Genomic DNA, 14361 nt, shown 5'->3' with positions numbered 1-14361 from the left:
GTCGATTCTCGATCAGCCCTGCAGGGCCACCGCGAAGTACTCCAGCTCCGCCGCCAGCTCGGCCGGCACCTTGGCGTGCAGCAGCGTGCCCTCGCCGGTGTGCTCGGCGGAGAGCAGCTCGCCCTCCGCGTGCACCCGGGAGACCAGCCCGCCCTGGGTGTAGGGCACCAGTGCCCGCACCTCGACCGCCGGACGCGGCAGCTCGTCGTCGATGAGCTGCAGCAGCTCCTCGATGCCCGCGCCGCTGCGGGCCGACACCACGATGGCGTGCGGCTCGCGGCGCAGCAGGCGCTGCAGCACGTGCGGGTCGGCGGCGTCCGCCTTGTTGATCACCACGATCTCCGGCACGTTCTGCGCGTCGACCGAGACGATGACCTCGCGGACGGCGGCCAGCTGCGTCTCCGGCTCGGGGTGCGAGCCGTCCACCACGTGCAGGATGAGGTCCGCGTCGGCGACCTCCTCCATGGTCGAGCGGAAGGCCTCGACCAGGTGGTGCGGCAGGTGCCGGACGAATCCGACCGTGTCGGCCAGGGTGTAGACCCGCCCGCTCGGGGTCTGGGCCCGGCGCACGGTCGGGTCCAGGGTGGCGAACAGCGCGTTCTCCACCAGTACGCCCGCGCCGGTGAGCCGGTTGAGCAGGGAGGACTTGCCGGCGTTGGTGTATCCGGCGATGGCCACGGACGGCACCTGGTGGCGCTTGCGCTCCTGGCGCTTGGTGTCGCGGCCCTTCTTCATGTCGGCGATCTCCTTGCGGAGCTTCGCCATCTTCTCGCGGATCCGGCGCCGGTCGGTCTCGATCTTGGTCTCACCGGGACCACGGGTGGCCATGCCGCCGCCGGACGAGCCGGAGCCACCACCACCCATCTGCCGGGAGAGCGACTGACCCCAGCCGCGCAGCCGCGGCAGCATGTACTGCATCTGGGCGAGCGAGACCTGCGCCTTGCCCTCACGGGACTTGGCGTGCTGGGCGAAGATGTCCAGGATCAGGGCCGTCCGGTCGACGACCTTGACCTTGACCACGTCCTCCAGCTGGATCAGCTGGCCGGGGGTGAGCTCACCGTCGCAGACCACGGTGTCGGCGCCGCTGGCGGCGACGATGTCGCGCAGCTCCTTCGCCTTGCCGGAGCCGATGTAGGTGGCCGCGTCGGGCTTGTCACGGCGCTGGATGACGCCGTCCAGCACCTCGGAGCCGGCCGTCTCGGCGAGCGCGGCGAGCTCCGCCATCGAGTTCTCCGCCTCCTCCAGCGTGCCGTCCGTCCAGACGCCGACGAGAACCACGCGCTCCAGGCGGAGCTGGCGGTACTCGACCTCGGTGACGTCCTGGAGCTCGGTGGAGAGGCCGACGACACGGCGCAGGGCGGCTCGCTCGCTGCGGTCGTACTGGTCGCCGTCGTAGTGGTGGTCGAGGTCCTCGTCGATGGCCGCGAGGTCCTCGTCCATGAGGGCTTCCGCCCGCAGACCGTCGAGGCGGCGCGTGGCGTCGGCGTGGTCGCGGGTGTCGAACGTGGAGGTCATTCTGTCCTTTGGCTCGCTGGTACGGGTGGCCTTCGGGGACCGTCGGAGCGGTCCCGTAAGGAGTCTGCCCAGCTGCCGACCCGGCTATCGTCCGGGCGGGGTGAGCTACCCCTCGGGTCCTCAAACGCCACCGGGCTCCTGTGCCCCGATAACGCCGCGGACCGGCCGTGAATTCCCCATGATGGTCGCACGCCCGGCCCGGGCCGGTCATCCCCATTTACCGGCCGCCCACGTCCCGACGGACGGCCGCCCCCGTCCCGGCGGACGACCGCCCACGTCAGCCCGCCCGGAACCAGGCCGGAACCGAGCCGGAACCTAGCCGACCTCCGGGGCGTGCGGCCGGCTCACGTCGTACACCCCGGAGACCCGCAGCATCGCCCGCATCAGCCCGGGCAGCGCGCCCGGCTCGGGCAGCTCCACGGTGTAGGTGTGCCGGACCCTGGACTCCTGCGGCGGCTCGACCTCGGCCGAGACGATGCCGACGCCCTCGGCGGAGATCGCCGCGGTGAGGTCGGCGAGCAGCCGGGGCCGGTTCAGCGCCTCCGCCCGCAGGGTGGCCCGGTGCCCGTCCGCCGGGGCGTCCTGCGGCTGCCAGTGGACCTCCAGCGCGTCCCGGCCGTCCGCCCGCATCCGCTCCCCCGCGGGGCAGCCGGTGCGGTGCACGGCCACCGCGCCGCCGCGGATCGGGTAGCCCGCCACCGCGTCCGGCGGCACCGGCGTGCAGCAGCGCGCCAGCCGTACGGCCGCCCCGGGCCGGCCGGCCACCGTGACCGGGGTGGCCCGCTTCTCGGCGGCCGGCCGTCCGGGCCCGGACGGCCGGCCGGTCCGGGCGGGCTGACCGGGCTGACCGGGCTGGCCGGGCGGAGTGACCGCCGGGCCGGTCCGGACCGCCGGCAGCCGGGCCGGTGGGTCGGCCAGCCAGCGTTCGATGGCCAGCCGGGCGGCGGGGGTACGGGCGTGGGCCAGCCACTCGGGGGCGGGGCCGGAGGGCTGCCCGCCGCCGGCCGGAAGGGTCTCGGTGAGCACCGCGATCTGGTCGCCGTCCTCCAGCACGGTGGAGAGCGCGCTGAGCCGCCCGTTGACCCGGACGCCGATACATCGGTGGCCGGTCTCCTCGCCGAGCAGGTAGGCCGCGTCGACACAGGTCGCGCCGGCCCTCAGCTGAAGCGTTTCGCCGCTCTCCGTCACGACGGTGATCTCGCGGTCGCCGGCCAGGTCGGCGGTGAGCGCGGACCAGAAGGCGTCCGGGTCGGGCGTCTCCTGCTGCCACTCCAGCAGCCGGCTGAGCCAGCCCGGCCGGGCAGGGTCGGTGCGGTCCAGCTCGTCGGTGTCCTGGGCGGTGCCGGCCGGGGACGGGTCGCCCAGCGCGACCACCCCGGTCTCCGCGACCTCGTGCATCCGCCGGGTGCGGACCAGCACCTCGACCACCGCGCCGCCGCTCAGCGCCACGGCGGTGTGCAGCGACTGGTACAGGTTGAACTTGGGCGCGGCGACGAAGTCCTTGAACTCCCCGGGCAGCGGCGTCCAGCAGGTGTGCAGCTCGCCGAGCACGGCGTAGCAGTCGGCGTTCTCCTCGACCACCACCAGCAGCCGCCCGAAGTCGGCCGGCCGCGGCCCGCTCGGCCGGCCGTCCGGCCCCGTCCCGCCGGAGCGCTTGAGCAGCACCCGGTGCAGCGAGACGCAGTGCCGGGGGCGGACGGTCACCTCGGCCGCCACCCCGGCCTCGGCCAGCTGCTTGGCCAGCTGCCGGGCGAAGGGCTCCAGCACGGCGTCCGGCTCCGCCTCGTGACCGGCCATCAGGGCCCTTGTGCGGGCGTACTCCTCGGGGTGCAGGGTGGCGAAGACGATGTCCTCCAGCTCCGCCTTGAGCACCTGGATGCCGAGCCGTTCGGCCAGCGGGATCAGCACGTCCCGGGTGACCTTGGCGATCCGCACCCGGCTGGCCGGCTTCATGTGCCGGATGGTGCGCATGTTGTGCAGCCGGTCGGCCAGCTTGATCACCATCACCCGGACGTCGTCCCCGGTGGCGACCAGCATCTTGCGGAAGGTCTCGGCCTCGGCGGCGGCGCCGAAGTCGACCTTCTCCAGCTTCGTCACCCCGTCGACCAGGTAGGCGACTTCGGGCCCGAAGCCGGCACCCACCTGGTCCAGCGTCAACTCGGTGTCCTCCACCGTGTCGTGGAGCAGCGAGGCGACCAAGGTGGTGGTCCCGGCGCCGAGTTGGGCCAGGATCATGGTGACGGCGAGCGGGTGGGTGATGTACGGCTCGCCGCTCTTGCGCTTCTGGCCGCGGTGGCTGGCCTCGGCGAGCCGGTACGCCCGGGCGAGCAGGCCGAGGTCGGCCTGCGGGTGGTGCAGGCGGTGGACCCGGACGAGCGGTTCCAGCGCGTCCGGCACGGGCGGCCGGCCGGTGGCCAGTAACGCGGCCCGCCCGGCCCGGCCGAGGGCGGCCCGGCCGAGCTCTCCGAGGGGCCTCCTGGCCCCGGCCTGCCGTACGGTCGTCGGCTGCCCCAGGCCCAGGGGCTGTCCGGCTTCGATGGTCATCGGCGCACCTCCGGCAACGGTCGCCGGGCGCTGCCCCTCCCCATGGGGTGATCGACCCGGTGGTCCATGCTACCGAGCAGAGCACGTTCCGCGACGCCGTGATTCCCGTCCGCGACCGGTATCACCCGATCGGGGGGATTCGTCGCGGTACGAAGTGGGCAAACCGGGCCGTCAGCTCCGGCTCAGCGACGCCCACCAGCGCTCGTCCAGCCGCCCCTCGGCCACGATCACCGCCGGGCCGGTCATCTCCACCCGGCCGTCCGGGTGCTCTGTGATGACCAGTCGGCCGCCGAGCACGTCCACGGTGTACGCGACGGCCTCGCCGGTGACGGCCGGGTCGGCACCGTCCCGGCGGATCGCGGCCACCGCGACCGCGCAGGCGCCGGTGCCGCAGGACCGGGTCTCGCCCGAGCCGCGCTCGTGCACCCGCATCGCCACGTGCCGCGGTCCGCGGTCCACCACGAACTCGACGTTGACGCCCTCGGGGTAGACGCCCTCGGGGCTGGTGAGCGGCGCGGTCCGCAGCTCGCCGGCGTGGTCCAGGCTCTCCACGAAGGCCACCGCGTGCGGGTTGCCCATGTTGACGTTCAGGGCCGGCCAGCGCCGCTCGCCGACCGCGACCTCGATGCCGTCCGGCCCGGGCAGCCGGGCGCGGCCCATGTCGATGGTGACGTCACCGGGCGTGCCGTCCTCCGCAGCCTCGGCGACCTTCGCGGTGAGCACCCCGGAACGGGTGGCGACCGCCAACTCCCCCGGCTTGGCCAGGCCGGTCTCGACCAGGAAGCGGGCGAACACCCGCAGCCCGTTGCCGCACATCTCGGCGATGCTGCCGTCGGAGTTGCGGTAGTCCATGAACCACTCGGCCCGGTCGGCCATCCCCGCGGCGGCCGGGTCGGCGGCGGAACGCACCACCCGCAGCAGCCCGTCCCCGCCGATCCCGGCCCGCCGGTCGCACAGCGCCGCGACGGTCTCGGGCCCGATCTCCAGCAGGCCGTCCGGATCCGGGACGATGACGAAGTCGTTCTGGGTGCCGTGCCCCTTGAAGAAGGGAAGGCCGCCCTGCGGGAAGGAGGATGCGCTCACCCTCCCGATGGTACTGATATTCGCCCGCTCGCCTCCGGGGCGGGGGCGGCCCGCCCGGGCCTACCGCAGGTAGGCGACCCGCCAGACCGCGAGCGCGCAGGCGGCCAGCGCGATCAGGGTGTAGACCACGATCGCCTTCCAGCCGGCCCGCTGCCCGGAGCCCCGTCGCGGCAGCCCCGGCCACTTGTAGCCGGCGTGCCGGGCGGCCATCGCGCCCCAGCCGAAGGAGGCGGCGGTGAGCAGCAGCCCGAGCATGCCGACCATGGTGGCGCGCGAGCCGGCCGAGCCGAAGGCGAGCGGGAAGGCGAACATCAGTGAGCCGAGGGTGCCCAGCAGGGCGATCGGCAGGGTCTGCCACCAGCGCAGTCGGCGCCGCGGCCGGATCTCCCGTTCGTGCACGGCACCCCCCGGCGGTGTGCGGGTGTCCAGGGCGGGCAGCGCGACCGCGTACGAGGTCGGCGCCTCAAGTCCGGTCAGCACCGGGAGGTCGCCCATCGTGGACTCGTCGAACGTGGACTCGTCGAACGTGGACTCGTCGAACGCCTCGGCCGGGGCGGTGACGCTCCCGCTCTGACCGGATTCGGGGCCGGTACCCGTCGACACGCGGCCTCCCCTGACAGTTCGACACGAGCGGACTCGCGGCCGGGCGCGGTCGGCCCGTCCGGCCGACCCCTCTGGCATCGATGATGGCATGTCCAGAGGGGCGTTCCGGGCCTGACCGGGGTCGACGGGTGATCCGTGGCCATCACGTGATCGGGCCGTGACCGCCGGTTCGTCCTGCACGGTCGCCTGCGCGCGCAGGTGCACCGCCGGATTGGCCGGAACCCGTCCTACGCGGCCGGAACTCCCTGACCGTCGATCAGTTCCAGGGACCGTTCCAGCAGCTCGACGGGGTCGGTGCCGGCCGGTCGGGAGAGCCAGTGGATCCGGTCGTCCCGGCGGAACCAGGACTCCTGACGGCGGGCGAAGCGCTTGGTCGCCCGGACGGTCTCGGCCCGCGCCTCGTCCTCGGTGCACTCGCCGGCGAAGTGGTCGAGCACCTGCTGGTAGCCGAGCGCCCGGGAGGCGGTCCTGCCCTCCCGCAGTCCTGCCTTCTCCAGCTCCCGCACCTCGTCGAGGAGTCCGGCCTCCCACATCCGGTCGACCCGCAGCGTGATCCGCTCGTCCAGCTCGGGGCGCGGCACGGCGACGCCGATCTGCACGGCCTCGTACACGGCGGTGTTGCTCGGCAGGTTGGCGGTGAACGGCTGCCCGGTGATCTCGATGACCTCCAGCGCGCGGACGATCCGGCGGCCGTTGCTCGTCAGGATCGCCTCGGCCGCCGCCGGGTCCAGCGCGGCCAGCCGCCGGTGCAGTTCGTACGGTCCGGCCTGCTCCAGTTCGGCCTCCAGCCGGGCCCGCACCTGCGGGTCGGTGCCGGGGAACTCCATCTCGTCGATCGCCGCCCGGACGTACAGCCCGGAGCCGCCGACCAGGACGGGGGTGCGCCCGGCGGCCAGCAGCCGGTCGATCTCGGCCCGGGCCAGCCGCTGGTACTCGGCCACGCTGGCGGCCTCGGTGACGTCCCACACGTCCAGCAGGTGGTGCGGCACTCCGCCGCGCTCGGCCGTGGTGAGCTTGGCGGTCCCGATGTCCATGCCCCGGTACAGCTGCATCGAGTCGGTGTTGATCACCTCGCCGTCGAGGCTGCGGGCGATGGCGACGGCCAGGTCGGACTTGCCGGCGGCGGTCGCGCCGACGATCGAGATGACACGCGGGGTACGGAGGCTGCTCACCGTTCCAGTCTCGCAAAACCCCCGCGGCACCGGAGACCGGGCTGCCGCTCGCCCGCCACTGCGCGACGATATGACTGTTCCCGGGACCGTTTCCGGCCGTTTCCCCAGGTGGTGCCCGCTTTGCGAACACTTCGTCGGGCGCGGACGTTGTGCAGGGGACGGGGACCGACGGACGACAGGGAAGGGTGAGACCGCCATGGGTCTGATGGACAACCTCAAGGGCAAGGCCGAGGAGCTCAAGGAGAAGGCCAGCGAACTCGCCGGCAAGCACAGCGAGCAGATCGACAACATCGTCGACAAGGCCGGCGGTGCGATCGACAAGGCGACCAAGGGCAAGTACAGCGAGAAGATCGAGCACGGCACCGACCGGGCCAAGGGCGCGGTCGACGACTTCGCCCACAAGCCGAAGCCGGACGGCGGCGGGGGCCAGGCCCCGCAGTCCTGACCGTCAGCTCCAGGACGCCACGAAGTACCCGACCCCGTACGGCGCGTCCTGGTAGCCCAGCCGCCCGGTGAGACCGGCGCCCTGCGCGGCGCCGGCCAGCACCTGCCAGGGCGCCCGGCCCTCGGCCTTGAGCTCGGCGGCGAGGCCCGCGTCCAGGGCGGCGAGGGCGGGCAGGTCGGCCGTGCCCAGGGCGGTGGCCAGCGCGGCGTCGAAGCCCTCGGCCCGCTCGTCCAGGTAGCCGGGCGCCTTCACGGTGCGGCAGGCGCTGCCGTCGCCGAGCACCAGCAGGGCGACCCGGTCGGCGAGGCCGGCCAGGCCCTGGCCGAGGCCGAGCATCCGGTCGGCCGGGGCGTCGGCGGGCACCGCGCAGGCGTGCGTCGGCAGGGTCACCCCGGCGCGCTCCAGCAGCCAGGCGCCGACGGTCAGCGAGGGCGCCAGCTCCGGCCCCTCGACCCGGTCCCCGGGCAGTTTGGCGACCAGCGGCACCCCGTAGCGGTGGAAGGAGCCGGCCCCGCCCTCGGTCCACACCTCGGCCTCCGGCCCGGTGCCGACCACCACGACCAGCTGTGGCCCGGCCGCGACCAGCGCCGCCAGCGCCTCGTCACAGGCGGCGCGCAGCGCGTCCAGCTCGGCGGCCGCCCCGGCGGCGACCTCGGGGACGAGCAGCGGCGGACAGGGGCACACGGCGGCGGCTACCAGCATGTGGATCACTCTAACCAACACGAACGGCGGCCCGGCAGGACTGGGAAGTCCCACCGGGCCGCCGTCACACGCAGCGCGTCAGCGGTTCAGCAGCGCCGTCAGTCCCCGCAGCAGGCCCCGCCCGCCGGCGCGGTGAGCGGCAGGGCCGCCGGGGCCCCGATGGACGGCAGGCCGAGCATGACGCCCGTCGAGCCACCGGCCGCCGGCTTGGCGGCGGGCTTGGCCTGGCGCTTCTCCCAGGCGTCGCCGGCCCGGGTGCGGCGCACCGCGAGCACCGGGCCCTCGGCGAGCAGGTGGTGCGGGGCGGCGTAGGTGATCTCGACGGTCACCATGTCGCCCGGGCGCACCGGCTCCTCGGGCTTGCTGAAGTGCACCAGCCGGTTGTCGGGGGCGCGGCCGGAGAGCCGCCGGGTCTGGTCGTCCTTCTTGCCCTCGCCCTCGGCGACCAGGATCTCCAGGGTGCGGCCGACCTGCTTCTTGTTCTCCTCCCAGGAGATCTCCTCCTGGAGGGCGATCAGCCGGTCGTAGCGGGCCTGCACGACCTCCTTCGGCACCTGGTCCGCCATCTCGGCGGCGGGGGTGCCGGGGCGCTTGGAGTACTGGAAGGTGAAGGCGTTGGTGAAGCGGGCCTCGCGGACGACGTGCATCGTCTCCTCGAAGTCCTCCTCGGTCTCGCCGGGGAAGCCCACGATGATGTCGGTGGAGATCGCCGCGTCCGGCATCGCCTCGCGGACCTTGCGGATGATCCCGAGGAAACGCTCCTGCCGGTAGGAGCGGCGCATCGCCTTGAGCACCCGGTCCGAGCCGGACTGCAGCGGCATGTGCAGCTGGTGCATCACGGCGGGGGTCTCGGCCATCGCGGTGATCACGTCGTCGGTGAAGTCGCGCGGGTGCGGCGAGGTGAAGCGGATCCGCTCCAGGCCCTCGACCTGGCCGGCGGCCCGCAGCAGCTTGGAGAAGGCCTCGCGGTCGCCCAGGTCGGAGCCGTAGGCGTTGACGTTCTGGCCGAGCAGGGTCACCTCGATGACGCCCTCGTCCACCAGCGCCTCGATCTCGGCGAGGACGTCGCCGGGCCGGCGGTCCTCCTCCTTGCCGCGCAGGGCGGGGACGATGCAGAAGGTGCAGGTGTTGTTGCAGCCGACCGAGATCGAGACCCAGGCGGCGTACGCGGACTCGCGGCGGGTCGGCAGGGTGGAGGGGAAGGTCTCCAGCGACTCCAGGATCTCGACCTGGGCCTTCCGCTCGATCGCGGCCCGCTCCAGCAGCGCCGGCAGGTGCCCGATGTTGTGCGTGCCGAACACCACGTCGACCCAGGGGGCACGCTGGACGATGGTGTCGCGGTCCTTCTGGGCCAGGCAGCCGCCGACGGCGATCTGCATGCCCTTGTGGCGGCCCTTGACCGGCGCCAGCTGGCCGAGGTTGCCGTACAGCTTGTTGTCGGCGTTCTCGCGCACCGCGCAGGTGTTGAACACCACCAGGTCCGGGTCGCCCTCGGGCCCGGCCTTGACGTAGCCCGCCTCCTCCAGCAGCCCGGACAGCCGCTCGGAGTCGTGGACGTTCATCTGACAGCCGTGCGTGACGACCTTGTAGCTCTTCAATCCGCTCTCACCGCTCACCAGACCAGGGTACGGGCAGCCGCGAAGCGCTTTTCCCGGAGCTTCCCCGGCCCCGACCGAGGCCCCGACCGAGGCCCCGCCCAGGGCCCCCGGCTCCGCCCCGAGCTTTGCCCGTCCCGGTCCCCTCCCGTTCGGCCGGAGCGCCTGGCAGTATCCCTGCATGGCCCCCACCACCCCGTCCCGTCTCGGCGCCGCCGCCCGCACCGCGGCCCGCAGCCCGCTGTGGCGGACGCTGCTGGTGCTGGTGCTGCTGGTCGCCGGTCTGGGCGGCTGGTGGCTGTCGGCGGCCCGCTCGCCCGGGTACCCGCACGGGGAGGTCCGCTTCGCCACCGGCGTGCAACGCGGCGTCTACGACCGGTACGGGCAGCTGCTGCAGGCGCACGTGTCCGGGACGATGCCGGGGGTGCGGCTGGCCCTGGACAGCTCCGAGGGCTCGATAGACAACCTCAACCGGGTGATCACCGGCCGGGACGCCTTCGCGATCGCCACCGCCGACGCGGTCGCCGACTACCAGGGCCCCGGGAAGGAGCGGCTGCGGGCGATCGCCCGACTGTACGACGACTACCTGCAGCTGATCGTCCCGGTCTCCTCCCCGGTGCGCCGCACGGCCGACCTCAAGGGCCTGCGGGTCGGGGTCGGCCTGCCGCAGTCCGGCGTGAACCTGGTGACCAAGCGGCTGCTGGCTGCGGCCGGGCTGGACCCGGACCGCGACATCGTCCCGGTCCCGGCCGGGGTCGGCGACGCCGCCGACCAGCTGCGCGAGGGCAGGCTGGACGCCTTCTTCTGGTCCGGCGGGCTGCCCACCAGCGCGCTCACCGACCTGTCCGACCACGTCCGGATCCGGATCGTGCCGCTCAGCGACCTCGCCGAGGCCCTGCACAAGGCCGAGGGCGGCGGCACCGACGCCTACCGGGCGGCCACCATGCCCAAGGGCACCTACCCGAACGCCGAGCCCAAGGAGGCCGTCGCCACGGTGGCCGTGCCCAATCTGCTGATCACCCGGGACGACGCGGACCCGGGCCTGGTCGAGGGGATGACCCGCGCGGTGATCGACAGCCGCGACCAGATCGGCGCCCAGGTGCACGCCGCCCAGCTGGTCGACCTGCGCACCGCCGTCTACACCGACCCGCTCCCGCTGCACACGGGCGCCGCGCGCTACTACCGCTCGGTGAAGCCGTAAGCCCCTGCCGCACGCGGGCACCGACGCCGATCGCCCGCCGATGCCGGACCGCCCGCCGATGCCGGAGCGCCGGCCGTCACTTCTCCGGCCGCGGCACCGTCAGCGTCACCGCGAGCCCGGTCGGCTTGACCGGCGCGAAGCCGAGCGAGCCGCCGCCGGCCGCCAGCAGGGTGCGGGCGATGGACAGGCCCAGCCCGGAGCCGTCCACGTTCTGGTGCCGGGGGCTGCGCCAGAACCGGTCGCCGGCCCGGGACAGCTCGTCCTCGGTGAGGCCGGGCCCGGCGTCGACCACGGTCACCGCGACCTCGTCCCGGCGCACCGCGACCCGCAGCCGCACCTCGCTGCCGGCCGGGCTGAACTTGAGCGCGTTGTCCACCACGGCGTCCAGGGCGGAGCCGAAGCCGATCGGGTCGGCCATGCCGATCGCCAGCGCCGGGCCGTCCCAGCGCAGCGCGATCCCGCGCCGCTCGGCGACCGGCCGCCAGGCGTCCACCCGGGCCAGGGTGAGTTCGGCGAGGTCGGTGCGCTCCGGCTCCGGGCGGGCGTGCTCGGCGGTGGCCAGCCCGAGGAGGTCGTCCAGGACGCGGGCCAGCCGGACGCCCTCCTCCCGGACGCCGCTGAGCTCCTCCTCGTGCCCCTCGGGCAGCTCCAGGCCGAGCACCTCGACCCGCAGCAGCAGCGCCGAGAGGGGGTTGCGCAGCTGGTGCGAGGCGTCCGCGACGAAGGCCTTCTGCTGGTCCATGGCGAGCACCACGTGGTCCGCCATCTCGTTGAACGAGCGTGCCAGCCGCTGGAGCTCGGGCGGGCCGCCGCCGGGGGCGACCCTGGCGGCCATCCGGCCGGTGGCGATGTCGTGGGTGGCCCGGTCCAGGGTGCGCACCGGCCGCAGCACCCATTCGGTGAGCCGGACGGCCAGCAGCACGGCGACGATCATCGCGGCGGCCTCGCCCGCGCCGAGCACCAACCACTTGTGCACCACCCGGGTGCGCAGCGCCCCGGTCGGGGACTCGCTGAGCACCACCGCGACCACGTCACCGTCACGCACCACCGGGGCGGCGACGGTGATCGTCCGGTCCGGGGTCCACGGCCAGACCTGCGGCGGGTTGTGGCTGCGCCGCCCGTCCAGCGCCTCCTGGAAGGCCTGGGCACCCCAGCCGCCGGCCGGTACCCGCCAGTCGACGGGCGCGGCGGCGATCGGCAGGCCGTCGCGCTGGAAGATGCCCAGACGCACGCCGTACAGGTCGTAGTAGCGGCGGACCTCGGCGTCGATCGCGCGCTGTCGGCTGAGGTCGCCGGGGGCGGGCTCCGGGTCGCCCTTGCGCGCCGAGTCGACGGCGCCGGAGGTGGGCAGGTCCTGGGCGAGGCGGGCGGCGTCGTCGAGCCGGTCGACGACCACCTTGGTCTGTTCGGCCGCCGCGACCGCCGCCGCGAGCGGCAGCCCCAGGGCGGCCAGGACGCAGAGCATGAGGGCGATCAGGATGCCGAGCAGGCGGGTGCGCACGTGCGGTCAGTGCTCCGCGGGGGCGTTCGGGGCCTGGTCCGCGGCGACGGGCGCCGGGGACTCCGGGATCAGCCGGTAGCCGACACCGCGCACGGCCTCGACCAGGCCGGGCAGCGCGAGCTTGTTGCGCAGCGAGCCGATGTGCACCTCCAGGGTGCGCCCGTTGCCCTCCCAGCCGCTGCGCCAGACCTCGCTGAAGATCTGCTCGCGCCGGTAGACCACGCCCGGGCTCTGCGCGAGCAGGGCGAGCAGGTCGAACTCCTTGCGGGTGAGCGGCACGTCACGGCCGTCCACGCTGACCCGGCGGCGCTCCCGGTCGATCCGGATGCCGCGGGACTCCAGCGGGCCGCGCTGCTGGGGGACGGTGTCGGGGGCGGGCACCGACACCGAGGAGGGGGCGGCGCCGCGGCGGGCGACGGCGTGGATGCGGGCGAGCAGTTCGCCCATGTCGTACGGCTTGGTGACGTAGTCGTCGGCGCCCAGGTTGAGGCCGTGGATCCGGGAGCGGACGTCGGCGCGGGCGGTGACCATGATCACCGGCACACCGCTGCCGGCCCTGATCCGGCTGCAGACCTCGAAGCCGTCACGGTCGGGCAGCCCGAGGTCCAGCAGCACCACCCGGTACGGCTCGTTGCCGTCCGGTACCAGGGCGTCCAGTGCCTCGTGCCCGCTGCGGGCGTGCCGGACCTGGAACCCGTGCCGGCCCAGTACCGCGACGAGCGCGGCGGCCACGCGTTCGTCGTCCTCGACGAGCAGCAGTCGCATCCTGTTCTCCTCCTTCCCCCACGTGATCACCGGTGGTCGCGGACCGATCGGTCAGGCCCGACCCTTGCGCAGTATGGGCCAGCGGGCGGCCCGACGCCAGGCTGGACCGCGCACCGGGCTCGTGGGGGACGGGGAGCACCGGCGCTGCTTCCCGCTGTGACATGCCCCGCCGACGCCCTCGCGAACAGTACGTACGGACCGTGTGGCCGTTTCGTGATCCTCAAGTTCCGCTCAGATCGGCTGACGGCGCGCGGTCACGGCTCCTAAGGTCGGCCCACCGGGGGCTGCGGCTCCGCCGGCCGCGGCTCCCGGATTCGCACCACCATTGCCTCCCAAGGGAGTTGAAGACTTCTCGGGCAGGCACGATTCGATACAGAGGGAGCAGGCGCGATGACCGAGAGCCCGGTCCAGGACTCCACCCCCGCAGCCGCCCCGCTGGTCGTGCTGAGCAACGTCAACAAGCACTACGGCGCGCTGCACGTACTGCAGGACATCGACCTGGAGATCGCCCAGGGCGAGGTGGTCGTGCTGATCGGCCCGTCCGGTTCGGGCAAGTCCACGCTCTGCCGGACGATCAACCGGCTGGAGACGATCGACTCCGGCACGATCACCATCGACGGCCGGCCACTGCCCGCCGAGGGCAAGGAGCTGGCCCGGCTGCGCGCCGAGGTCGGCATGGTGTTCCAGAGCTTCAACCTGTTCGCGCACAAGACCGTGCTGGAGAACGTGGTCATCGGCCAGGTGAAGGTGCGCAAGGTGCCCCGCCCGGAGGCCGAGAAGACCGCCCGCGAACTGCTGGAGCGCGTCGGTGTCGGCGCGCAGGCCGACAAGTACCCGGCCCAGCTCTCCGGCGGCCAGCAGCAGCGCGTGGCGATCGCCCGGGCGCTGGCGATGAAGCCCAAGGTGATGCTCTTCGACGAGCCCACCTCGGCACTCGACCCGGAGATGGTCAACGAGGTGCTGGAGGTCATGCGCCAACTGGCCGCCGACGGCATGACCATGGTCGTGGTCACCCACGAGATGGGCTTCGCCCGCTCCGCCGCCAACCGCGTGCTGTTCATGGCCGACGGGAAGATCGTCGAGCAGAACACCCCGGACGCCTTCTTCACCGCGCCGCGCTCTGACCGCGCCAAGGACTTCCTCTCGAAGATCCTGCACCACTGACGCTTCGAGACCACGCGGGCCGCCTAAGGCAACGGTGCCGATCGGCCCTGCCCGTGCACAACTTCCAGACG

General features: G+C 73.6%; 12 protein-coding genes. 3 read left to right on the top strand and 9 right to left on the bottom strand.

The genetic code is table 11. The features are described 5' to 3' along the window. Positions 1-12: 12 nt before the first annotated feature. From hflX to miaA, 5 genes are all read right to left on the bottom strand, one after another. Complete coding sequence (gene hflX, locus BX285_RS23705) at positions 13-1515, bottom strand: GTPase HflX (RefSeq protein WP_097236035.1); 1503 nt, start codon at positions 1513-1515, stop codon at positions 13-15. A 315-nt stretch (positions 1516-1830) separates the two neighbouring features. After that, a complete protein-coding gene (locus BX285_RS23700) occupies positions 1831-4059 on the bottom strand; it encodes a bifunctional (p)ppGpp synthetase/guanosine-3',5'-bis(diphosphate) 3'-pyrophosphohydrolase (protein ID WP_121177939.1) in 2229 nt (742 codons plus the stop codon). A 171-nt stretch (positions 4060-4230) separates the two neighbouring features. Beyond that, positions 4231-5142 carry a diaminopimelate epimerase gene (gene dapF, locus BX285_RS23695; protein WP_097236037.1) on the bottom strand — a complete coding sequence of 304 codons (912 nt, stop codon included), beginning with the start codon at positions 5140-5142 and terminating at the stop codon, positions 4231-4233. Between the two features lie 60 nt (positions 5143-5202). After that, complete coding sequence (locus BX285_RS23690) at positions 5203-5745, bottom strand: hypothetical protein (protein ID WP_183107205.1); 543 nt, start codon at positions 5743-5745, stop codon at positions 5203-5205. Positions 5746-5972: 227 nt separating this feature from the next. Beyond that, positions 5973-6917, bottom strand: coding sequence for a tRNA (adenosine(37)-N6)-dimethylallyltransferase MiaA (gene miaA / locus BX285_RS23685; protein ID WP_121177936.1), 945 nt, complete (start codon positions 6915-6917; stop codon positions 5973-5975). 196 nt (positions 6918-7113) lie between these two features. Between miaA and BX285_RS23680 the strand changes: the two genes are divergently transcribed. After that, the gene (locus tag BX285_RS23680; RefSeq protein WP_097236039.1) at positions 7114-7362 is read left to right on the top strand and encodes an antitoxin; all 249 of its coding nucleotides are present in this window, start codon (positions 7114-7116) and stop codon (positions 7360-7362) included. A 3-nt stretch (positions 7363-7365) separates the two neighbouring features. Here the strand turns inward: BX285_RS23680 and BX285_RS23675 are convergent, their stop codons facing one another. Together BX285_RS23675 and miaB are read right to left on the bottom strand one after the other, a co-directional pair. Then, the gene (locus tag BX285_RS23675) at positions 7366-8064 is read right to left on the bottom strand and encodes a hypothetical protein (RefSeq protein WP_121177933.1); all 699 of its coding nucleotides are present in this window, start codon (positions 8062-8064) and stop codon (positions 7366-7368) included. 98 nt (positions 8065-8162) lie between these two features. Further along, the gene (gene miaB, locus BX285_RS23670) at positions 8163-9680 is read right to left on the bottom strand and encodes a tRNA (N6-isopentenyl adenosine(37)-C2)-methylthiotransferase MiaB (protein WP_259470753.1); all 1518 of its coding nucleotides are present in this window, start codon (positions 9678-9680) and stop codon (positions 8163-8165) included. Positions 9681-9840: 160 nt separating this feature from the next. On the opposite strand from miaB, the gene BX285_RS23665 reads away from it, so the two are divergent. Next, positions 9841-10860: a TAXI family TRAP transporter solute-binding subunit gene (locus BX285_RS23665; protein ID WP_097236042.1), complete on the top strand. Its 1020-nt coding sequence runs from the start codon at positions 9841-9843 to the stop codon at positions 10858-10860. Between the two features lie 76 nt (positions 10861-10936). Here the strand turns inward: BX285_RS23665 and BX285_RS23660 are convergent, their stop codons facing one another. Both BX285_RS23660 and BX285_RS23655 read right to left on the bottom strand, forming a co-directional pair. Beyond that, positions 10937-12361: a HAMP domain-containing sensor histidine kinase gene (locus tag BX285_RS23660; protein WP_097236043.1), complete on the bottom strand. Its 1425-nt coding sequence runs from the start codon at positions 12359-12361 to the stop codon at positions 10937-10939. Between the two features lie 6 nt (positions 12362-12367). After that, entirely contained in the window at positions 12368-13126 is a 759-nt protein-coding gene (locus tag BX285_RS23655) for a response regulator transcription factor (protein ID WP_097236044.1), read from the bottom strand. 390 nt (positions 13127-13516) lie between these two features. On the opposite strand from BX285_RS23655, the gene BX285_RS23650 reads away from it, so the two are divergent. Beyond that, positions 13517-14290 (top strand): amino acid ABC transporter ATP-binding protein, encoded by a 774-nt coding sequence (locus tag BX285_RS23650; protein ID WP_097236045.1) that lies wholly within the window; start codon positions 13517-13519, stop codon positions 14288-14290. Positions 14291-14361: the final 71 nt, after the last annotated feature.

Origin of the sequence: Streptomyces sp. 1114.5 (assembly GCF_003635085.1) — a bacterium.
In the GTDB taxonomy this organism is placed as follows: domain Bacteria; phylum Actinomycetota; class Actinomycetes; order Streptomycetales; family Streptomycetaceae; genus Kitasatospora.
Note: the sequence above shows the minus strand (reverse complement) of the source record. Positions and strands in the feature narration are given on the sequence as shown.